This window comes from Streptomyces sp. NPDC041068 (assembly GCF_040647455.1).
Taxonomy (GTDB): Bacteria; Actinomycetota; Actinomycetes; order Streptomycetales; family Streptomycetaceae; genus Streptomyces.
This window is the reverse complement of the sequence record NZ_JBEZCG010000002.1, coordinates 427,341-448,436: the sequence shown is the minus strand read 5'-3', so window position 1 is coordinate 448,436 and position 21,096 is coordinate 427,341. Positions and strand designations below refer to the sequence as shown.

General features: G+C 72.2%; 15 protein-coding genes. 5 read left to right on the top strand and 10 right to left on the bottom strand.

Annotation, left to right across the window (positions count from 1 at the left end; translation table 11 throughout):
- The first annotated feature begins 106 nt into the window (after positions 1-106).
- Both AB0B50_RS05845 and AB0B50_RS05840 read left to right on the top strand, forming a co-directional pair.
- Complete coding sequence (locus tag AB0B50_RS05845; protein WP_362326167.1) at positions 107-2,977, top strand: M4 family metallopeptidase; 2,871 nt, start codon at positions 107-109, stop codon at positions 2,975-2,977.
- A 107-nt stretch (positions 2,978-3,084) separates the two neighbouring features.
- Entirely contained in the window at positions 3,085-4,701 is a 1,617-nt protein-coding gene (locus AB0B50_RS05840) for a GMC oxidoreductase (RefSeq protein ID WP_362326164.1), read from the top strand.
- 42 nt (positions 4,702-4,743) lie between these two features.
- Here the strand turns inward: AB0B50_RS05840 and AB0B50_RS05835 are convergent, their stop codons facing one another.
- Together AB0B50_RS05835 and AB0B50_RS05830 are read right to left on the bottom strand one after the other, a co-directional pair.
- Positions 4,744-5,223 (bottom strand): carboxymuconolactone decarboxylase family protein, encoded by a 480-nt coding sequence (locus tag AB0B50_RS05835; RefSeq protein ID WP_362326853.1) that lies wholly within the window; start codon positions 5,221-5,223, stop codon positions 4,744-4,746.
- A 15-nt stretch (positions 5,224-5,238) separates the two neighbouring features.
- Complete coding sequence (locus tag AB0B50_RS05830) at positions 5,239-6,315, bottom strand: dihydrodipicolinate reductase (RefSeq protein WP_362326161.1); 1,077 nt, start codon at positions 6,313-6,315, stop codon at positions 5,239-5,241.
- Between the two features lie 112 nt (positions 6,316-6,427).
- On the opposite strand from AB0B50_RS05830, the gene AB0B50_RS05825 reads away from it, so the two are divergent.
- Complete coding sequence (locus AB0B50_RS05825) at positions 6,428-9,202, top strand: AAA family ATPase (protein ID WP_362326158.1); 2,775 nt, start codon at positions 6,428-6,430, stop codon at positions 9,200-9,202.
- On the opposite strand, the gene AB0B50_RS05820 is transcribed toward AB0B50_RS05825, so the two are convergent.
- The 8 genes from AB0B50_RS05820 to AB0B50_RS05785 all read right to left on the bottom strand — a co-directional run bounded on the left by AB0B50_RS05820 (position 9,175) and on the right by AB0B50_RS05785 (position 19,059).
- Positions 9,175-10,212: an ornithine carbamoyltransferase gene (locus AB0B50_RS05820; protein ID WP_362326155.1), complete on the bottom strand. Its 1,038-nt coding sequence runs from the start codon at positions 10,210-10,212 to the stop codon at positions 9,175-9,177. The two genes, AB0B50_RS05825 and AB0B50_RS05820, sit on opposite strands and share 28 nt — an antisense overlap.
- Complete coding sequence (locus AB0B50_RS05815; RefSeq protein WP_362326152.1) at positions 10,209-11,201, bottom strand: diiron oxygenase; 993 nt, start codon at positions 11,199-11,201, stop codon at positions 10,209-10,211. Before AB0B50_RS05815 ends, AB0B50_RS05820 begins: the two co-directional genes overlap by 4 nt.
- Positions 11,202-11,230: 29 nt before the next feature.
- On the bottom strand, positions 11,231-12,511 hold the full coding sequence (locus AB0B50_RS05810) for an MFS transporter (RefSeq protein WP_362326150.1): 1,281 nt from the start codon (positions 12,509-12,511) through the stop codon (positions 11,231-11,233).
- Positions 12,508-13,767, bottom strand: a complete 1,260-nt coding sequence (locus AB0B50_RS05805; protein WP_362326147.1) for an ATP-grasp domain-containing protein — start codon at positions 13,765-13,767, stop codon at positions 12,508-12,510. Before AB0B50_RS05805 ends, AB0B50_RS05810 begins: the two co-directional genes overlap by 4 nt.
- A complete protein-coding gene (locus tag AB0B50_RS05800) occupies positions 13,767-15,635 on the bottom strand; it encodes a GNAT family N-acetyltransferase (RefSeq protein WP_362326144.1) in 1,869 nt (622 codons plus the stop codon). Before AB0B50_RS05800 ends, AB0B50_RS05805 begins: the two co-directional genes overlap by 1 nt.
- A gap of 88 nt (positions 15,636-15,723) precedes the next feature.
- Entirely contained in the window at positions 15,724-16,752 is a 1,029-nt protein-coding gene (locus tag AB0B50_RS05795; RefSeq protein ID WP_362326141.1) for an ornithine cyclodeaminase family protein, read from the bottom strand.
- Positions 16,753-16,936: 184 nt separating this feature from the next.
- A complete protein-coding gene (locus AB0B50_RS05790) occupies positions 16,937-17,923 on the bottom strand; it encodes a pyridoxal-phosphate dependent enzyme (RefSeq protein WP_362326138.1) in 987 nt (328 codons plus the stop codon).
- Between the two features lie 380 nt (positions 17,924-18,303).
- Positions 18,304-19,059, bottom strand: a complete 756-nt coding sequence (locus AB0B50_RS05785; protein ID WP_362326135.1) for a 3-hydroxybutyrate dehydrogenase — start codon at positions 19,057-19,059, stop codon at positions 18,304-18,306.
- Between the two features lie 36 nt (positions 19,060-19,095).
- On the opposite strand from AB0B50_RS05785, the gene AB0B50_RS05780 reads away from it, so the two are divergent.
- Together AB0B50_RS05780 and AB0B50_RS05775 are read left to right on the top strand one after the other, a co-directional pair.
- On the top strand, positions 19,096-19,797 hold the full coding sequence (locus AB0B50_RS05780) for a TetR/AcrR family transcriptional regulator (RefSeq protein WP_362326132.1): 702 nt from the start codon (positions 19,096-19,098) through the stop codon (positions 19,795-19,797).
- Positions 19,798-19,885: 88 nt separating this feature from the next.
- Positions 19,886-21,091 (top strand): radical SAM protein, encoded by a 1,206-nt coding sequence (locus AB0B50_RS05775; protein ID WP_362326129.1) that lies wholly within the window; start codon positions 19,886-19,888, stop codon positions 21,089-21,091.
- Positions 21,092-21,096: the final 5 nt, after the last annotated feature.

Genomic DNA, 21,096 nt, shown 5'->3' with positions numbered 1-21,096 from the left:
CGCATCCGGACAGTTGTGACACCGCGTTATCACTTGATCCACATTCGCCTGGCATCTTCATGATCACGAGGGCCGCACGACCGGCGGCCCTGCCATGGAGGGGAATGTGAGCACGTCACCCATGCGTACAACACCCAAGAGAGCGGCGGCACTTCGCAGATCCGGCATACCCGGCGCGGCGCTGCTCGGCGTCGCGGCACTGCTGTCCGCGGCGGCGCCCGCCGCACAGGCGGCGCAACCCGCCGCCGCCCGCGCCGCCGACCCCGATCCCGCGCCGGAGCTGATACCCGGTCAGCGCACCGCGACGCCCGCCCTGGTGGAGGGGATCGAGGAGCCCGCGCAGGACTCCGGCAGCGCGGCGGACGCCGCCAGGAAGCACCTCGCACAGAAAAAGAGCCGCTACCACATATCCGACCCCCGGCGTGATCTGACCGCCGGGAAGACGGTGCGCGGCCGCACCGGTGAGGCGGTGCGCTTCCAGCAGAAGCACAAGGGCATTCCGGTGCTCGGTGGCCAGTACCTGGTGCGCCTGGAGGAGAAGAAGGGCGGCGACCGGGTCGTCACCGGCACCTCCGGAAAGTACTTCACCGGTCTTACGGTGGGGGCCGGGGCCAAGGTGTCGGAGGGGACCGCCGTCGAGCGGGCCACCGCGGCCGCCCTCACGGGACTCTCCGAGGGCGGGGCGGGCAGCCTGACCAGACTGAGCGGGCCGGACGCGCCGGAGCGGAAGAGCGCCGCCAAGGAGCAGCGGGGCAAGGGCTCTTCACTCAAGGGGGGCGCTTCGCTCAAGGGCACGTCGCTCAAGGGCACGTCCCACGGCCTCGTCGTCCTGCCCCAGGGCAAGGGCGTCCTGACGTACCACGTCACCGTCACGGGCGAGGACCCGGCGACCGGGGCACCGGTCAAGCAGGAGATCTACATCGACGCGGACGCCGGGTTCCCGGTGCTCAGCTACTCCGGCATCCAGGCCTTCGACGACGCACCGTCCGCTCACCCCGGCACCGAGGGCTCGGGCGTGAAGCTGGACGGCGGCAAGGTCGCCCTCGACGTCACCAAGGACGCGAAGTCCGGTGCGTACGGGCTCATCGACCAGCGCCGCCAGTGGGGCGGCAGCAAGAACCCCATCACCACGTACGACGCGCGCGACGTGGACGCGGGCGACGCCTCGGGCAAGTGGCCCAAGGGCCTCAAGGACGTCACCTCGCCCACGCCGGAGTTCGGCAAGGACGCCACCGAGTCGGGCGCGGTCGACGCGCACTGGGCGGCCGGGCAGGTCTACGACTACTACAGGACCAAGCACGGCAGGGACAGCCTCGACGACAAGGGCATGGCCATCAACTCCCTGGTGGGCGTGACGGATCAGGGCCTGCCCTTCGTCAACGCCTTCTGGGACGGTCAGAAGATGGTCTACGGAGGCGGCGACGAGGAGAACAAGGTCTTCTCCGCCGACCTGGACGTGGTCGGCCACGAGATGACGCACGGCGTCGTCGAGCACACCGCGGGCCTCGTCTACACCGGCCAGTCCGGCGCCCTGAACGAGGCGGTCGCCGACTACTTCGGCAACGCCATCGACGTCACCGCCACCGGCAACGAGGACTCCCCCGAGGCCTCGCTGATCGGCGAGAACCTGTGCCGTACGCAGGGGCCGAAGGACTGCGCGATGCGCGACCTGAACGACGGCCGCACCACCGGCAAGGACTTCCTCGGCGTCACGTACGCCACCGACAGCGGCGGTGTGCACCTCAACTCCACCATCTTCTCGGGTGCGTTGTGGGACATCCGCGAGGATCTCGGCGGCGACCGCGCCGACCGGATCGTCTACAAGGCGCTCACCGAGTACCTCACCCCGCTCGACGGCTTCACCGAGGCGCGGGGCGCGGTGGTCGCCGCCGCCAAGGACCTCGGCACCAAGGGCAAGGACCTGCGCGCGGTCAACCGGGCCTTCGACGCGCACGGCATCGTCAAGGGCTGGGAGAAGGCCATCGGCGCCGACTCCGACAAGCTGCTCGGCGACCTGAACATCAAGCGGACCGGCGCGGGCGCGGGCGGCGGCTGGTGGGCCACGTCCAAGTCCGACGAGGAGGGCGGCGAGCCGTACTCGGTCCACGCAGGCCGCACGGACGGCAAGGGCGCCCCGAAGCTCCTGAGCCCCAACGACGGCCGTTTCCACGTCCATCCGGACACCGACGGCAAGACGGTGGCCTGGGCGGCGTACGGCGCGGACAGCGTGGAGATCCTCTCGCGCCCGCTCAGGGGCGGGCCGGTCAAGAAGCTCTGGTCGGCGGGCACGACCGTCGGCAACGTCAAGGTCTCGGGGAACACCGTGGCCTGGCAGGAGTCGAGCCCCTTCGGGCAGCAGCGCGTCGCGTACATCAAGCCCGGTGAGCGCGAGCCGCACTTCGTGGACGGCGGCCGCTACGAGGTGGCCACGGCGCTGCCCACGCTGAGCGGCGACAAGCTCGGCTACGCCAAGGCCTACACCGACAAGGACGGCATCGACCAGATCTCGACCGAGATCACGGACGTGCGCACCGGCAAGCAGACGCTGGTCCCGGCCAAGGAGAGCCGCCTCGGCATCTCCACGCCCACGATCAACGGAAAGTACCTGTACTGGCTGGTCGACGACATCGCCGACGACAACCGGCAGGGCCTGCGCCGCGCGAAGCTGGACGGCACGGGGCTGACCGACGTCATCCCCGAGGACGGCAAGGACTCCTACTTCTGGGGCGTGGACGCCTCCGACACGGCGCTGACGCTGACCCGGTGGAAGCCCGAGCGCGGCTGGAGCAACAGCAACCTCACCAAGCTCGTCCAGACGGACCTGGACGGCAAGGGCGCACAGCGGGTGTCCTGCAACCGTGGCGAGCAGAGCTACGGCGCGGCCGACACCGGCAGGCGCGTGGTGTGGATCGACGGCACGACCGGCCACACCGACCTCGTCACGCGGGCCCGCCCCGCGGGCACCTGCACGCAGTAGGCGAGCGCATGTAGTAGCGGATTGAAATTACCCATAGGTATGGCGTGACTTCCCACGCGGGCGGCAGTAGAACTCGTTTCCGTTCACTCAAACGTGAGGAAGATCACATGAGTGCATTCACCGTGCGTGACAGCGGACCTGAGGGTGTGTCACGTCGAAGATTCATCACAGGAACGAGTTCTATTCTGGGGGCCGTGGCTCTGGCGGGCCACGCCCCCGCTGCCGCTGCCGCCGTCCCGGCCCGCGTCCCCGTCCTGGTGATCGGCACCGGGTACGGCGGCTCCGTCGCCGCGCTGCGGCTCGCCGAGGCCGGCGTGGACGTACAGATGGTCGAGATGGGCATGGCCTGGGACACCCCGGGCTCCGACGGCAAGATCTTCGCCAACACCACGAGCCCGGACGTCCGTTCCTACTGGCTGCGCACCAGGACCAAGCAGCCCATCAGCAACTTCCTCGGCTTCCCTCTCGACAAGAACGTGCCGCGGTACACCGGGATCCTCGACGCCGAGGAGTTCGGCGGCATCATCGTCTACCAGGGCCGCGGCGTCGGCGGCGGCTCACTGGTCAACGGCGGCATGGCGGTCACACCGAAGCGCGAGAACTTCGCCGCCGTGCTGCCTTCCGTGGACGCGGCGCAGATGTACGGGACCTACTACCCGCGCGCCAACGCGGGCCTCGGCGTGAGCACCGTCGACCCCGCCTGGTTCGAGACCGCCGAGTGCTACCAGTACGCCAGGGTCGGCCGCAAACACGCGCAGCGCTCCGGCTTCGGATTCGTCTTCGTGCCCGACGTGTACGACTGGGACTACATGAAGCAGGAGGCGGCGGGCACCGTCCCCAAGTCCGCGCTCGCCGGCGAGATCCTCTACGGCAACAACCACGGCAAGAAGTCGCTCCAGCAGACCTACCTCGCGCGCGCCAGGGCGACCGGGCGGGTCACCATCTCGCCGCTGCACAGGGTCACTTCGGTCACACCCGCCTCCGGCGGCGGCTACCGCGTCACCATCGACCAGCTCGACACCGGCGGCGCCACCGTCGCCACCGAGGAAGTCACCGCCGACAAGGTCTTCTTCGCCGCGGGCAGCGTCGGCACCAGCAAACTCCTGGTCGAGCTGAAGGCCACCGGCGCGCTGCCGGGGCTCAACGGCGAGATCGGCAAGGGCTGGGGCGACAACGGCAACGTCATGTGCGGCCGCGCCAACCACATGTGGGACGCGACCGGCAAGCTCCAGTCGTCCATCCCCACGGCCGGGATCGACAACTGGACCGCGGGCGGCGCCTTCGCCGAGGTCGCTCCGCTGCCCACCGGCATCGAGACGTACGCGTCGTTCTACCTGTCGATCACCAAGAACCCCCACCGCGCCCAGTTCACCTGGAACGCGGCGGCCCGCAGGGCCGAGCTGAACTGGCAGACCGCCTGGAAGCAGCCCTCGATCGACGCGGCCAAGACGATCTTCGACAAGATCAACGCCAAGGAGGGGACGATCTACCGGACCGACCTCTTCGGCACGTACAAGATCTGGGGCGACCACCTCACGTACCACCCCCTCGGTGGCGCGGTGCTCGACAAGGCGACCGACAACTACGGCCGCCTGCACGGGCATCCAGGGCTCTACGTCATCGACGGCGCGCTGATCCCCGGCAACACCAGCGTCAATCCGTTCGTCACCATCACGGCACTCGCCGAGCGGAACATCGAGAAGATCATCGCCACCGATCTGTGAGCGAACTTCCCTTGCCGCACCAAGGATTGAGGGATCGCGGCATCAGGGCTTGGGCAGTGCGCACACCGTGTCGAGGCCCAGCACGTGGTTGAGCCGGCCGAACGCGAGCCAGGACCCGATGCTCATGCTCAGCTCCACGATCTCGGCCTGGCTGTAGTGCGCGGTCATCCGCGCCCAGAACTCCTCGTCCAGGCCCAGGTGATCCAGGGCGTACCGCTCGGCGTACTCCGCGGCCAGCCTCGTGCGGTCGTCGAAGGCGTCGGTGGTGCGCCACTGGGTCACCGCGTCGGCGAACCCCTCCTCGACCTTGTGCCCGTCCCGCTCGGTGCGCCAGTCCAGGCAGAACGCGCAGCCGTTGATCTGCGCCACGCGCAGCCGGGCCGCCTCGAACTCGCGCAGGCCGAGCGTCGTGTGGGCGTACACCGCGAGCGAGAAGTTCGACGCGGCCGCCCCGATCTCCGGGACCATGTCGCCCCACACGTAGGGGATCGGGTCCTGCCCCTCGGGGATGTCGATGCGCAGCGCTGAACCCATGGGTCACTTCCTTCCGAGTCGGCCCGCCGCCGGGCGCAGCGGGACGTCGAGCGCGTCGTACAGGCCGGGTTCGGCGTCCACGAGCCAGTCGACCGCGTTCACCAGGCGGCCCGCCGCGGTGGCGTTGCCGCCCGCGGAGCGGTTCTCGCCCTCGTCGGTGGCCTCGACCGTGACCTCGATGCGCGGGCGGCCCTCGACGATCACGCGATGGGCGCCGTCGCCGTCGCCGGGCGGGGTGGGCCAGTGGGGTGCGCAGGAGGGGTGGATGCGGGTGATGTGCTCGATGACGATGCGGGGTTCGCCGCCGACGATGCCCTGCACCTCGAAGCGCACCGCACCCTGGGTGCCCGCGGCGAACTCCCCCATCGTCCGCGTGCGCACCCCCGTGTCCAGGGCGTGCCGCTCCAACGTCTCGCGCATCCCGTCGAGTTCGACGCCGAGCGCCCGCGCCATCAGGCGTATCTGCCCGCCCCACACCATCGTCGGCACCGAGGGCGCGAGCATCAGCGGCTCGTACTCCATCGGGTGTCCCATGCCGATCAGGTCGCGGACCGCGTCCTCCTGGTCGTACGTGGAGTAGTCGAAGATCTCCTGGCAGCGGATCGCGTCGACGGTGGAGCCGAGGCCGCTGATCAGCAGCGGCAGCACGTCGTTGCCCCAGCCCGGGTCGACCCCGGAGACGAACAGCGAGCCCCCGCCCTCCGCGACGGCCGCGAGCACCGGGTCCCTGAACTCCGGTGGCGCGCCGCGCTGGTCGTAGAGCGGATAGAGCGCGGGCGTGACGACGACCGCACCGGCCCGCACCGCCCTGACGACGTCGGCGAGGGCCTCGTCGGGGCGCAGGTCGCCGGAGGCCGCGTACACCACGGCGCGCGGGCGCGCGGCGAGGACCGCGTCGACGTCATCGGTCGCCGTGACCCCCAACTGCCTTTCGAGCCCCGCGAGTTCACCGGCGTCACGGCCGACCTTGGCCTTGCTGCGGACGAGTACGGAAGCGAGCGAGAGCGCGGGATGGGCCTCGACGGCGCGGACGGCCGCACGGCCGACATTGCCGGTGCCCCAGACCACCGTGGGAATCATGCGCGGAGGGTAGCGAGGGGTGCCTTCGGTTGACAGAGGCACGCCCCGAGAAGAAAAGAAACGTCCGCCTCCACGCCTCTCCGAAGTCGTGTACCGCCGGTACGCTGAACGCATGCTCCTGGGGCGTTCCGCGGAATGTGCTCGTCTTCTCGCCCTCATCGACAAGGCACGCGGGGGCGAGAGCGGCGCCCTGCTCATTCGCGGGGAAGCCGGGATCGGCAAGACCAGCCTGGTGAGTTACGTCGCCGGACAGGCCGACGACCTGCTGCGGCTCGGCACGCGCGGCGTCGAGGTCGAGTCGGACCTGCCCTATGTGGGCCTCGCCGATCTGCTGCGGCCCGTGCTGCACTTCCTCGACCGCATCCCCGAGCGCCAAGCCGCCGCGCTCACCGGCGCGTTGGCGCTCGGACCAGCCGTGGCCCAGGACCGCTTCGCGGTGGCCGCGGGCACGCTCAGCCTGCTCGGCGCGCTCGCCGAGGAAGGTCCGGTCCTCGTCACCGTCGACGACGCGCAGTGGCTCGACCCGTACTCGCTGGACGCGCTCGCCTTCGCCACCCGCAGGCTGGGCCGCGAGGGTGTCGTCGTCCTGTTCACCACGCGCGACGAACTGGAGGAGGCCGCGACCAGGCTCGCCGCCATCGACACGCTCACCCTCGTCGGCCTCGACCCCGAGTCCGCGCAGCGCCTCGTCGCCGAGGAGGGCACCGCCGAACTGACCGAGCAGGAGACCGCCCGGCTGCTCACCGAGGCGCGCGGCAACCCCCTGGCCCTGATCGAGCTGCCCGCGCTCCTCGCCGGCAGCGGCGCGGGCGACGCGGAGGCCGACTCCGGAGCGCCCCTGCCCATCGGCGAGATGCTGGCCCACACCTTCGGCAGCGCGGTGGCCAAGCTGCCCTCCGAGGCACAGGACGCGATGCTGCTGCTCGCGGTGCTCGGCACGCGGCCGCTGGCAGGCACCGAGGCGGCGCTGCGGGCGCACGGGCTCAGCTACGAATCGCTGGAGACCGCCGAGGCCGCGGGCCTGGTCGTCGAGGAGCAGGACGGGTACGCCTTCCGGCACCCGCTGGTCCGCTCGGCGGTCTACCACGGCGCGACGCCCGTGCGCAGGCGGCGGGCCCACCACGCCATCGCCCGCTCCCTGCAGGGAGCCACCGCCCCCGCCCTGGAGCAGTACGCCTGGCATCTGGCCGCCTCGGGCGCGGAGCCCGACGAGCACGTCGCCTCGCTCCTGGAGAACGCCGCCGCCGGAGCCCCGGAGACCCTCGCCTACCCTCTGGCCTCACGGCTGTACGAGCGGGCGGCGCGGTTCACGCCGGAGGGGCAGCGCAAGGCGGAGCGGCTGCTGTGCGCGGCCCGGGCCTCCCAGGCCGCCGGGTCGCTGAACGAGGCGGCGGCGATCCTGGACCGCGCCCTGGAACACGCCGAGCAGCTCGGCACCCAGCTCGACATCCGCCAGCTGCGCTGCTACCTCGACGTGCAGCGCGGCCAGCCCCTGCGCTCGCGTGAACTGCTCAAGTCGGCGGTCGACGAGGCCGAGAAGGTCGACCCGGCGCTCGCCGCCGTCATGCTGGGCGGCATCGCCCTCACCGAACTGGCGGTCGGCGACCTCACGGCGGCGCGCGGCAGCTCGGCCGCGGCCATGGAACTGGCCGACTCCGCGCACGAGACGCTGCTGCCCGTGCGTCTGCTGCGCACCCTGGTGCTGCTGCTCGGCGGGGACGCGGAGGCGGGCCGTGCCCTGCTGCGCGAGCTGGCCGAGCCCCTCGCCTCGCCCGACCCCGCCTTCCCCTACCCGCTCTCCGGTGTGGGTGGCCTGTGCCACCTGGCGGCCGAGGAACTCGACGAGGCGCACGGCCTGTTGGACCGCGCCGCGTACACCGCGCGCGGCTCCAGTGCGGTGGGGCTGCTCTCGCACCTGCTGTGCACGCTGTCGGTCGTGGAGTTCTGGCGGGGCCGCTGGACGCCGTCGCTCGCCCATGCCGACGAGGCGGTGCGGCTCGCCGAGGCCACGGGCCGCCTCATCGAGGTGCCGCGCGGGCTCGCGGCCCTTGCCAGGACCGAGGCCGCCCTCAACCGCGAGGACGACTGCCGACGGCACGCGGCGCAGGCGATGGAGTGGGCTGCCTCCACCGAGCTGCCGATGGACGCGGCACGGGCGAGCGGCGCGCTCGGCCTCCTGGAGCTGGGCCTCGGCCGCTTCGAGGAGGCGGTGCGCCATCTGGAGGACGTGCGGGCCTTCTCCCGGAGTCACGGCCGGGGCGACGGTCTCTACCTCACCTGGGCCGCCGACCTGGCGGACGCGTACGTCCACCTGCACATGACCGCGGAGGCGCGCGAGGTCCTCGCCGTCCTGGAGTACGAGGGGGGCCGCGGGCACCGTCCCGTCACCGCGGGCGCGGCGGCGCGCTGCCGCGGGCTGCTCGAACCGGACGACGCCGAGGGGCACATGAGGCGTTCCCTCGCGCTCCTTTCCGAGCGTCCGGTGCCCTTCGAACGGGCGCGCACCGAGTTCGCGTGGGGCGAGCAGCTGCGCAGGCAGGGCAGGCGCAGCGAGGCCCGGCGGCTCCTGGAGCGGGCCCTCGCCACGTTCGAGCGGCTCGGCGCGTCCGGGTGGGCGGCGCGGGTGGCCGCCGAGCTGCACGCCGCGGGCGGCACCGAAGTGCGCCCGGAGCGAGCCCCGTTGGAGCGGCTGACCCCGCAGGAGCTGCAGGTCGCCCTGGTGGTCGGGCGGGGCCTGACCAACCACGAGGTGGCGGAGCGGCTTTTCCTCAGCGTCAAGACCGTCGAGTTCCACCTGAGCAACATCTACCGCAAGCTCGACGGGGTGCACCGCAGGGCGCAGCTGGTGCGGCTGCTCGCTCAGGCCTCGGAGGCGTCCCCCGTCTGACCTGTCCGACCTTTCCGGCCCGTCCGGCCCGCCTGCCCCGTCCGACCGTCGATGGCCCACTCCAGGACCGCCATCGCGCCGCTGAGCTTCATCGACGCCTGCGTCCACGCCACGGACCTCGGCCCTTCGAGGACCGCGCCGGAGACCTCGTCGCCCCGGTGCGCGGGCAGGTCGTGCAGGAACAGCGCGCCCGGCCTGCGCGTCATGAACTCCTCGTCGACGTGGAAGGGCCGGAACCGCTCGCGCCACGCCGCGTCGCCCTTGCTGGTGCCCGTGGTCTGCCAGCGCGTGGTGTAGACGACGTCGACGCCGGTCGGCAGGGCCTTGGCCGAGTCCCGCAGGGAGATCGTCGCCCCCGCCTGAGCGGCCCGCTTCCGCGCGGCCGTCAGGAGGTCCTCGGGCAGGCCGTAGCCGGGCGGGCAGGCGAAGGTGACCTCGCAGCCGGGTACGCCGGACAGGGCGAGCGCGAGGGCCGCCGCGGTGTTGTTGCCCTCCCCCACGTACAACAGCCGCAGCCCGCGCAGATCGCCGAGGCAGAGCATCAAGGTGGCCAGGTCGCACAGGCCTTGGGAGGGGTGTTCCTCCGTGGCCATGGCGTTGACCACCGGGAGGCGCCCGTAACGGGAGAGCTGCCGCAGCTCGTCCAGGGGGCCCGCGGTGCGCGCGACGAGGCCGTCCAGCATGCTGCCGAAGACCCGCCCGGTGTCCGCGACGGCCTCGCCGGTCGACAGCTGCAGGTCGCCGGGGCCGTAGGTGACGGGCGTGCCGCCGAGGCGGACTGCCGCGACGGTGAAGGCGGTCCGGGTGCGGGTCGACGGCTTGGTGAACAGGACGCCGACCGTGGCGCCGGCCAGCGGGGCGGCGTGCGCGGCGCGGTCGCGGTACAGCTCCACGGAGCGCTCCGCGAGGCGGGTGACCCTCTCGGCGGACAGGTCGGCCAGCGAGAACAGGCCGGTCTCGGGGGCGCGGGGCGGGGCGCCACGGGGGACGGTGGTGGTCGCGGTGGTCATGGGGTGTCCTCCAGGGACGGCACGGGTGCTTCCGGTGCTTCCGGCAGGTCGGGTACGTCGGGTACGTCGGCGAGCAGGCCCGCGGCGGCGAACGCCTCGGTCGCGCCCGGCAGTTCGAGGACTCCGGTGTCCCGGAACAGGCGGACGCCGTGGCGTGCGGTGGAGCGCAGCGCCGCCTTGCTCCGCGGAGTGCGGTAGCTGTCGGCGATGACCTCCCGCACGGCGTCCTGGTCGAGTCCCGCCACGGTCAGCGCGGCGCCCACGGGCCGCAGGTCCGGCGTGAGGCTGGAGACGATCAGCTCGGGCAGGCACCGCGCCGCGCGCCGTTTGAGCGGTGTCGACAGGTCGCTCCACAGCCGTTCGAAGAAGCGGGAGAAGTACACGTGGTGGTGCCCCTCGTCCCGGGCGTGGTCGCGGACGATCTCCCGGACCACGGGCAGCACCGCGCGGTCCTTGGGCACTTCGCTCAGGACCGAGGTGACGAGCGTCTCGAAGACGACGACCTGGAGGAGCTGTGCCAACACCGGCTCCCCCGCGAGGAGTTCGGCGCCGATGCCGTCGAGCTGGCTCAGGAACGGGTCGAAGGCGTAGGGCAGCGGCGGGATGCCGGTCGCCTCGGCGATCTGCTCGACGACCTCCAGGCTGAACAGGGCGTGGTAGCCCTCGTCGCAGTAGATGCGGTACGCGTCCAGGCGCACCGACGCGGGCAGGGCGAGGCCCGTGCGGCCGTCCGCGATGCGCTCGGTGGCGCGGTTGACCACGCGCGTCTCGAAGTGCGCGGTGAACGTCAGGTAATGGTAGAGGTGCCGGGCGAGGAGTTCGTGGCGCCGCCGGTCGGGCAGCGCGCGGACCAACGGATGGTCCCAGTACGGGACGAGGTGGTGCGGGAAGAACCGGGTGGCGGGGTCCAGGGGGCCGCTCACGGTCCGGTGCGGACCGCTGCGCACCCCCGACCGCTCGTACCAGTCCGGTGTGGCGTTGTTCGTCATCTCTTCTCGGATCTCGGGCAGTTGACGGATCACATGTGTCCGGTCGTGGCGGGTGCGGGAGCCAGCGCCTTCGGCTGGCGCACCCCGGAGCGGGCCGCCGCGGCGGCGAGCAGGCCGACGGCCGCGAAGACGGGCCAGACGGCGGCGCCGATCCCCTGGAACAGGAGCGCGCCGAGGGCGGGGCCCGCGGCGTAGCCGACGCTCTGGCCCGCGGAGAGCGCGGCGATGTAACGGCCGCGGGCACCCTCGGGAGCGGTGAGCGCCGGGTAGGCGAGGGTCGAGGGCGCCGCGACCATCTCGCCCAGCGTCCACACGACGGTGGCGACGACGAGCAGCGCGGCCCCGCCCCGCGCCCCGTACAGACCGATGCCGACGCCGATCAGGGCGATGCCGCCCGCGATGGAGACGCGCATGGGCCAGTGCTGCACATAGCGGGTCAGCGGCAGTTCGCCGACGATGACGAGAAGGCCGTTGAGCGCGACGAGCGCGGTGTACACGGCCGTCGGTACGCCCTGTTCGCGCAAGGAGAGCGGGAGCGCGGACAGGTACTGCGACTCGACGAGGGCGATCAGGAACAGGGCGAGGACCACGAGCGCGAACCGCCGGTCGCGCAGCACGTCGGCGTAGCGGGCACGGGCGCGTTGGCCGGATGCGGCGGGCGCGGGCCTGCCGTCGGGCAGCACCGCGAGCGCCAGGAGCCCGAAGAGCACGGAGACCGCCGCGTTGACCTCGAACATCAGCGTGTACGAGCCGGTGAGCAGGGCCGCGCCGACGAGCGGGCCGAGCGCCGCGCCGGCGTTCAGCGCGAGGCGGAACGCCGCGGAGGCGACCACCAGGCGGCGCGGCGGAAGGAGTTCGGCGAGCAGCGCGGACGCGGCGGGCCGGTAGACCTGGGAGGCGACGCCGATCGCGGTGACGGTCAGGAGCAGCGCCGGATAGCCGGGCACCGCGGGCAGGGCCGCGGTGAGCAGCCCGGTGACGAGCACCGATCCGGCGATGGCGAGGCGGTTGCCGACCCGTTCGGCGAGGGTGCCGCCGAGCAGGGTGCCGAGTACGGAGCCCGCGCCGTAGCCGGTGAGGACGAGGCCTGCCTGGGCCGCCGTGTGGCCGAGGGACATGACGTACAGGACCACGAAGACCTGGACGTAGGAGCCCATGCGGTTCAGGGCCACACCGGCGAGGAGCAGCCGCGCGGGTCCCGGCAGCGCGCGCAGGGAGGCGCGGATGCCGGGATCGGTGACCTCCTGCTCGGCGGCTCCGGGCTTCTGAGTGGCTCCGGGCTTCCCTGCGGTGGGGTCGGTGGCGGTCATGTCGCGGCCCGTTCACCGAGGGCGAGGTCCAACGGCCGTCGCTCCAGGCGCACTTCGGCCGTCGCCGCGTCCAGCCGGGCGGCGCAGGCAGCGGGCGTGCCTGCCTCGCACAGGACGTACGCGTAGCGCTGGAGGTAGTCCAGCGGCGGCAGCCGGAGCTCGTCACCGGGCCCGGCGAGGGCGACGGAGCGCAGCAGCCCCTTCGCCGCGTCGGCCTCGGGCACGGTGACGTCCTCCACGCGGCAGTGCTCCGGCGGGTAGAGGAACCGGATGCCGGTGGTGCGCGCCCGGTCCTGCGTGAGGTCGGGCGGGGTGCGCATGGCGACGTCCACGGCCACCAGGCCGGGGTCGACGCCGGTGGCGAGCGAGCCGAGGTAGGGGATGAGGTCCCCGCCGAGCCTGCCGTTCACCTCGATGACCACGAACCCCCGTGCGGTCAGGCGGAGTTCGGTGTGGGTGATGCCGTCGGCGAAGCCGAGCGCGCGATGGGTCTCCGCGAGCACCCAGCGCAGGGCCTGGTCGGCCAGGAGCGGGTCGCCCGCGCTCACCATGTGGCCGGTCTCCTCGAAGTACGGGGAGAGGCCGATCTCCTTGCGGGCGAGGAACATCGGCGTGTAGCGGCCGTCGTGGACGGCGCCGTCGACGCTGATCTCGGGCCCGTCCAGGTACTCCTCGACGAGGATGCCCGCGCGGTAGGTCGGAACGCCCGGGTAGTGGGCCGCCCGCGCGTCGGCGAACAGACCCGTCAGGTCGGCCGCCGAGCGGACGAGGGACACGCCCCGACTGGCGCCCAGGCCACGGGGTTTGAGCACGACGGGGTAGCCGATCCACTCGGCGGCGGCCGCCGCCTCCGCGAGGTCGGCGACCAGGGCGTAGCGCGGCTGCGGCAGTCCCGCGTCGCGCAGCAGGGCGCGGGTGCGGTGCTTGTCGCGGCAGTTGCGCACGGCGGTCACGGAGGGGCCGGGCAGGTCGAGGGCCTCGGCGACCTGGGCCGCGGGCAGGATCAGCGCCTCGTCGTAGCAGAGGACGCCCCGCACCTTCCTGCTCGCGGCGACCGAACGGGCCGCTCTGATCAGGGAGTTGGCGTCGCTCGGTTCGGCCTCGGTCGATCCGGAGAGGTGCGGCGACTGCCAGGTGGGGGCCGCCGCGTCCAGGAGCCAGAGGTCGGCGCGGAGCGCGGCCGAGCGCAACAGGTACTCGCGGTACTCCTGGGTGCCGCTGCCGACCACCAGGACCGTTCCGTCGACGGGCTTCATCAGTCCTCCTCGACCGGCGTCTCGCGCCGGGGCAGGGCCACGCACTCGGGCGCGGACTCGAACCCCTGCTTGCGGTAGAAGTCGCCGGAGTGGTTGCCGGGGTGCACGACGAACTTGACGCCCGGGTGCGGCTGGGTGGCCCGGCGCAGCAGCTCGGTGCCGATGCCGCGGCGCTGCCGGTCGGGGTGGACGGCCAGGTCGGCGACGAAGGCGTTGAACGACAGGTCGGTCAACACCCGGATGAGGCCGACCAGTTGTCCGGCCACGCGAGCGGTGAGGATGCACTGGGAGGTCTCCAGCATCCGGCGCATGCGGTCGGGGTCGTCGAGCGGCCCGTTCAGTTCGGCGGCGCGGAAGAGCTCCGCCACCTCGGCCGCCTCGGGGAGCTCCTCGGCGTACGCGGGAAGCTCCTCGGCGTCAGCGGGAAGCTCCTCGGCGTCAGCGGCGGGCGGGGACGGCGCGAGCGCCATCGGCCGGGCTCCCGACCGGGTCTGCTCCCGCCGCCCTTCCTCGGCGGCGACGAGACCGGCCTCCAGGCCGTCGAGGATGCGGTAGGTGTCGTCCTTGAGGGTGGCCGCGTCCTTGGCGGTGACGTACGCGATGCCGCCGATGCTCAGCGCGGCGGACGCGGCGTCGTAGCGGGGCATCGCCGCCCCGTCGGGCACGGTGCTGCCCTCGGCGACCTCCACCGTGGTGCCGGGCGACACCAGCGAACTCCAGCCGAACGTACGCCAGTCGAAGCGCGGCAGCGTCCTCCACGGAGTGCCGCGGGAGTCGGTGGCGATGAGCGCGAGCGACGCCGCGGCCCTGCCGTGCGCCGTCACCAGCATCCGCTCGGGGTACTTCTGGGGCTCGCCGAGCGCCTCGCGCGCCTGGAGGGTGATCAGGTCGACGCCGAAGACCTCCGCCACCTCGCGGGTGACCATCGCGCCGCCGACCCGGGCGGCCGTCTCCAGGAGGCTGACGCGTTCGCCCGCCATCAGCTTGAGCTCGGTGTGCGTCGCGCAGGTGTCCAGGCCGAGCGCGTCGACGGCGCGGCGCGCGTGCTCCTCGACGACGCGCTGCAGCCGTTCGGGCAGGACGCACGGCGCCTGGTTGCTCAGCTCGGTGAAGGGGGCGACGGTGGGCAGCCGGCCGGTGACGCAGACGGGGTGGTAGACCCCGCCCGCGACCATCCCCTCGACGCTCACGTAGTCGCCGTAGCCGCGCGTCCCTTCGCCCTCGGCGTCGTACCAGGAAGCGGTGGTGGAGGCGATGAGCTCCTCGGCGACGAACGAGGGCGCGTGCTCGCCCTGCGCGTAGTCGCCGAACCCGTCGCGGCACGCGGCCCGGTCGACCTCCAGGGACCGGTGCCAGACTGCGGCGATGTCGGTGTCCCCGTCGACGACGACGTGGCCGATCGAGCCCGCGCCGTCGGCGCGCTTGAGCAGGAAGGGCGCGGCGAGCCGGTCCTTGGCGCGCTGCAGGTCGCCGAGGCTGCCGACCCGGCGGAAGCGCGGCACGGGCACGCCCGCGCGCTGCCAGCGCAGCCGCATCAGCCACTTGTCACGCGCGCGGACGGCGTTGACGCCGGGGCCGGGCAGGCCGAGCCGCAGACAGGCCTCGGCGACCGGCCGCACGGCGTACTCGGAGAACGTCAACAGGCCGTGCGCGCCGATCAGTTCGGCGTGTTCGGTGAGCGCGGCGACCGGGTCGGGGTCGTCGCCGCGGTCGGTGACATCGACGCAGTACCGGTCGAGCTGACCGTGGGCGAAGGCGTCGACGGGCGAGAGGATCACCGCGTGCACGGACGCGGTGGCGGCGAGCAGAGGCAGGGCGTAGTCCAGGGACGGGCCGCTCCGGCCCGCGACGAACAGCAGTCGTTTCACAGTCTTCTCCGTGGTGCCTTGTCCATGGCGTACGGGATGCGGGTCCGTGGGAACACGGGCGGCGTCAGCACTTCAGACGCGGGCGGCGTCAGCGCTTCAGCGCGGTCCCCAGGCCCCGGTGGCGGGCGATCCGGAACACCCGGTGGGCCAGCGCGATGTCCTCGACGGCGAGGCCGAAGGGGTTGACGACGATCAGCTCGTCCTCGGACTCCCGACCGGGGCGCGCGCCCGAGAGCAGCTCGCCGATGGTGGCGGCGCCCTCCTCGCGTACGCGCCCTTCGCGCAGGAGCCTGCCGAGCAGGCGGTGCGGGTCGTCGCGGATGAGGCCCCAGTCGTCGACGTACAACTTGTCGGCGCCGAGCAGGACTTCCTCGGTGAGGTCGTCGAGCGAGACGTTCACCGCGAGGGTGCCGGGGGCCAGCCACGAGCGCTCGATGTAGCCGCGCCGGGTGCTGGTGCAGGCGATCACCACGTCGGCGTCCCGCGCGGCGCTCCGCGCGTCGTCAGCCGCAGTGATCTTCACGCCGTACCCGGCGAGGGCGGCTCCGTTGTCCCGTTCGAACTCGGCGACGCGGCCCGGCACGGCGTCGTACACCGCGATCTGTTCCAGGCCCGGCAGGCGGCGTGCGAGCATCAGGGCGTGCTCGCGGGCGATGACGCCCGCGCCGTAGAGCGCGGCGGTGCGCGCGCCGGGCCGCACGAGGCGGCGGACGGCGAGCACGGACACGGCGGCGGTGCGCAGGGCGCTGATGTGCGCGCCCTCCATGACGCACAGCGGGCGCGCGGTCCGCGGGTCGAAGAGCACGGTCAGGCCGCTGGCGCGCGGCAGGCCGTGCTCGACGTTGCCCGGGTTGGCGTTGATGATCTTCGTCCCCGCGGCGGTGAGGCCGCCGTTCACGAGGCCGGGCATGTTGATGCTGCGGGCCTCGCCGCCACCGGGCGGCTCCCAGCCGAGGTAGGCCTCGGGCGGCAGGATCGTCCTTCCCTCGGCGTGCGCGACGAGCGTCTCGTGCATGCAGGCCAGCGGGTCGATCTCGGCGCAGGCCTGGCGGACCTCCTCGCCGCAGAGATAGGTGAGCGTGTCGGGATGGCGCGTGATGGTGCCGTGAGCGGGCATGGTGATCTGGTCCCCCGTTGTGGTGCGCAATGCGTGTGGTGCCCGTTGCTTGTCTTCAGCGGTTCTTGCGGTGAGCGGTCTTTGTCGTACGCGACGGTGTTCTTTGTCGTGCGCGATGGTCTTTGTCGTGCGCGATGGTCTTCGTCGTGCGCGATGGTCTTCTGTCGTACGTAGTGGCTCCCTGTCAGGCGAGGAGCGCCGCGTCGAAGGCGGGGCGCTCGGCCGCGGTGTCCGTGAGTCCTTGGTCGCGCAGCCAGGCCGTGCTGTACACGGTGTCCTCGTAGCGGTCGGCGCCGTCCGCGCAGAGGCAGACGACGCGTCCGGTGTCCGGGTGTTCGGCGAGATGCCGGGCCGCCGCGGCGAGCACCGCGCCGGAGGAACCGCCGACGCCCACGCCGGTCGCCGCGCGCAGCCGGTGGCAGGCAGCGACGGCCTCGGCGTCCGGCACGTGCCGCACCTCGTCGCAGTCGGCGGGGCGGGCGAACGCGGAGGGCCTGCCCGCGCCGATGCCGGTCAGCACGCGGCGTCCCGGCGGGCCGCCGAGCGCCACGGAGCCGCGGACGTCCACCGCGACGACGCGGCACTCGGGGGCGACCATGCGCAGGTACTGGGAGACACCGGCGAGGGTGCCCCCGGTGGAGACGGCCACGAACACCGCGTCCGGCATGCCGTCCCCGTGGCGCAGGATCTCGGGCCCGGTCTGCTCGCGGTGGACCCGCGGGTTGGCCGGGTTGCGGTACTGGTCGGGCCAGACCAGGGACGCGTCGGACGCGAGCAGGTCACGGACGCGGTCGAGCCTGGTCTGGAGGTAGCCGCCGTGCGCGTCCGGGCGGTCGACGCGTTCCACGAGGGCCGACAGGTCGGTCATGCCGTCGAGGTTGCGGCGGCTGGTCCTGGGGTCGACGACGGCGACGAACGGATAGCCGCGGCTGCGGCACACATAGGCGAGGGCCGCGCCGAGGTTCCCCGACGTGGACTCGACCACGGTGTGACCCGGGCCGAGCAGTCCGCGGTCCTCCATGTCCTCGACCAGGGCGTAGGCGGTCCGGTCCTTGACCGAACCGCCGGGGTTGAACTGCTCCAGTTTCAGGCCCACTTCACGCCACCGCCCGGCCACCCGCAGCCGCACGGTGAGCAGGGGAGTGCGCCCGATCCCGGAGACGTCGCGCACCCGAGCGGGGGTGCCTTCCCCGGGCACCCCCGTCCCCCGCCCTCGTGACGGTCGCTCCCCCGGTCCCGGGCGGCCCGTCCAGGCGTACACCCCCGTAGTACGTCCGGTCACCGGCTTCCTTCTCCCCCGTATCGGTGTTTCCAGGTCCGCCGCGGCTCCGCGACCGTGGCTCCACCTTGGCCCCCTACAGGGGTGGGGGCGACCGTGAAAACCCTGGGGTCTGGCGACGGGGGCCGGGGTGGGCGGCCGGGGTGGGCGGGCCGGACGGTACGGGCGGGACGGAACCGCACGCACCGGGGCTCGATGAGCCGGTGGTTCCGTCGTTCAACCACTGCGCACGGGGGACGAACCCAGGGTTTTCCTCGGGCGGCCCGGGGTGCTCAGCTCGCTCCCCAGCCGCCGTCGAGGGGCAGCGAGGCGCCGGTGAGGTGTGCGGTGTGCGGTCCGCAGAGCCAGAGCGCGAGGGCGGCGACCTCGGCCGGTTCGATGAGCCGCTTGATGGCGGAGCGGTCGAGGAGGACATCCGTGACGACGTCCTCGGGGGCGATGCCGTGCACGGCGGCCTGATCGGCGATCTGCCCCTCGACCAACGGCGTGCGCACATAGCCGGGGTTGACGCAGTTGCTGGTCACGCCGTGCGCGGCGCCTTCGAGGGCGGCGACCTTGCTGAGCCCCTCCAGGCCGTGCTTGGCGGCGACGTACGCGGATTTGTAGGGGCTGGCGCGCAGCCCGTGCACGCTGGAGATGTTCACGACGCGCCCCCAGCCCTGCCGGTACATGTGCGGCAGGGTGTGGCGCAGGAGCAGGAAGGGCGCGGTGACCATCAGGCGCTGGATCAACTCGAAGCGCGCGGGCTCGAACTCCTCGATGGGGGCGACGTGTTGGGTGCCCGCGCTGTTGACCAGGATGTCGACGGCGGTGGGCAGCGCGGGGATCGCGCCGCCGTCGGTGAGGTCCACGGCGTGCGGCACGCCGCCGGTCGCGCCGGCCACGGCCTTCGCCGACTCCGCGTCGATGTCGACGACATGGACCAGGGCGCCCGCGGCGGCGAACGCCTCGGCGCAGGCCCGCCCGATGCCGCTGCCGCCGCCGGTCACCAGGACGGTGCGGCCGGTGAGGTCGTGTTCGCTCGTCATGCCAGGAACGCTAAGGAGCCGGGGCGGCCTCCTCCCATGGTCGCGGCCACCACAGTGCACGGCGATGGGGTGTGGGCGGCCGCTGTACCGGAGCGGGCGCCGTACCGGGGCGGACGCTGTACCACGGACACCAGGGCCCGCAGGCGCCGCCTGATCGCCGAGGCGGTCTGGCGCATCGCCGCCGAGCGGGGCCTGGAGGCGGCCAGCATGCGCGAGATCGCGGCCGAGGCGGGGGTCTCGCTGCGCGTCGTGCAGTACCACTTCGACAGCAAGCACCAGCTGCTCGTCTCCGCCCTGCGTCTGCTGCACGAGGACAACGACCGCAGCGCGCGCTCCCGCATCCCGGCCGACCTCACCGACCCCCGCGCCCTCCTGCGTGCCGTACTCGACGAGTTTCTCCCTCTTGACGGCCAACGGGCCGCCGCGCTCAGGGTGTTCGCCGCCTACTACGCACGCAGCCTCACCGACCCCGAGCTCTCGGCCGTCTTCCTCCACGACGAACAGCCGCTGGAGCGGCCCGTCGCCGACCTCATCGCGGCGGGCGGCGGGGCCGTGACGGGCCTCGACCCGCGGCACGAGGCCGATCTGCTGGTGTCCGGAGCCACCGGACTCGGCATGGACGTCGTACACGGACGCCGCTGTCTGGACGATGTCCGGGAGGCGCTCGATTACCACGCCGGACGGATCTTCGGACAGACCGGCGGCGCGGATTCCGCCACCAACTCCCGTGTTGTCTAGACCCATTGACAGCCTTTGTGCGGCTCCCTAGGGTCCCAAGGACCGCCTCGAACAACGTCACCGCACATCGATCATGCGTGGGGGGTTCGTGAACAGCACATCCGGTTCCGGCGACATCAAAATGGCAGCCCCCCAGAATCGAGAAGGACTGCCCGACGTCAGTCTCGACCAGGCGCACTCGCCCCAGAAGGTCCTCGCCCACGGAGAATTACTGCGGCGCTTCGTGGCGGACGAGGAGATCAAGCCGGTCCATATGCGGATCGGCATCATGGGTGCCTGCAACATGCGGTGCAATTTCTGCAACTTCCACTCACCGAACGAAGAGCAGTTCTACGACCTGTTTTCGTTCAAGGACTCCATCTCCACCGACAAGGCGGTCACGCTGCTGCGCGAGTTCGCCGCGAACGACGGGCGCGCCGTGACCTTCTGCGGCAGCGGCGAGTGCACCATCCACCCCGGGTACACGGAGATCTGCCGCGCCGGGCACGAGGCGGGGCTGCGCATCGGCCTGATCACCAACGGCTCGCGCCTGGGCCGCCCCAAGGTCGCCGACTGCGTGGCCGAGACGCACACCTGGGTCCGCATCGGCCTGAACGCGGGCACCGAGGCGACCTTCGACGACATCACGCGGGACCGCGAGCAGACGTTCTCGAAATTCATCGGATCGGTCGGCAGGCTCAGGGAACGGGCCGTCGACCCGGACTTCCGCATCGGCTTCAACTACGTCATCACCCTGCAGAACTACCGGGAAATCATGGAGGCGGCCCATATCGCCCGTGATTCCGGGGCACATTACGTGCGCTTCGAGCCCGAGTTCTACAGCGCCCTCGGTCACGAGACCATCGAATCCGTGATGCCGGAGATCTCCGCATCCCTCGTCGAGGCCGCCGCGCTCTCCACCGAAGCCTTCGAAGTGTCGGTGCCGAAACTGGACCGCGGCCCCATGGACCAGGTAGAGGACGTCGAGGGCGACTTCGAGCGCTGCCATTACAGCCGTTTCGTCACGGCGGTCGGCGCCGACGGAAATCTCTACCCCTGCCCGCAGGTGCATCTCAACAGCCGCTATCTGATCGGCAATGTCGTCGAGCAGGGCTATGCCGAGGTCCTGGAGGGCGGCCCGCGCGCCGAGTGGGAGGCGTCCAACCCGCGCAGGACCGATCTGTGCAAGTCGTGCTTCTACCGCCCGCAGAACGAACTCCTCGAACTCCTCAAACGCGGCCAGATCAAACTCGACGAGGCCCTGGACGCGTACGCCTTGGAAGTGCCGAGCACCCTGCACGGCGATTTCGTCTGAGCGCG

Coding starts and splice junctions, on each gene's coding strand:
- AB0B50_RS05840 (WP_362326164.1), top strand. CDS start 3,085: ATGAGTGCATTCACCGTGCGTGACAGCGGACCTGAGGGTGTGTCACGT.
- AB0B50_RS05830 (WP_362326161.1), bottom strand. CDS start 6,315: ATGATTCCCACGGTGGTCTGGGGCACCGGCAATGTCGGCCGTGCGGCC.
- AB0B50_RS05825 (WP_362326158.1), top strand. CDS start 6,428: ATGCTCCTGGGGCGTTCCGCGGAATGTGCTCGTCTTCTCGCCCTCATC.
- AB0B50_RS05820 (WP_362326155.1), bottom strand. CDS start 10,212: ATGACCACCGCGACCACCACCGTCCCCCGTGGCGCCCCGCCCCGCGCC.
- AB0B50_RS05815 (WP_362326152.1), bottom strand. CDS start 11,201: ATGACGAACAACGCCACACCGGACTGGTACGAGCGGTCGGGGGTGCGC.
- AB0B50_RS05810 (WP_362326150.1), bottom strand. CDS start 12,511: ATGACCGCCACCGACCCCACCGCAGGGAAGCCCGGAGCCACTCAGAAG.
- AB0B50_RS05805 (WP_362326147.1), bottom strand. CDS start 13,767: ATGAAGCCCGTCGACGGAACGGTCCTGGTGGTCGGCAGCGGCACCCAG.
- AB0B50_RS05795 (WP_362326141.1), bottom strand. CDS start 16,752: ATGCCCGCTCACGGCACCATCACGCGCCATCCCGACACGCTCACCTAT.
- AB0B50_RS05785 (WP_362326135.1), bottom strand. CDS start 19,059: ATGACGAGCGAACACGACCTCACCGGCCGCACCGTCCTGGTGACCGGC.
- AB0B50_RS05780 (WP_362326132.1), top strand. CDS start 19,096: ATGGTCGCGGCCACCACAGTGCACGGCGATGGGGTGTGGGCGGCCGCT.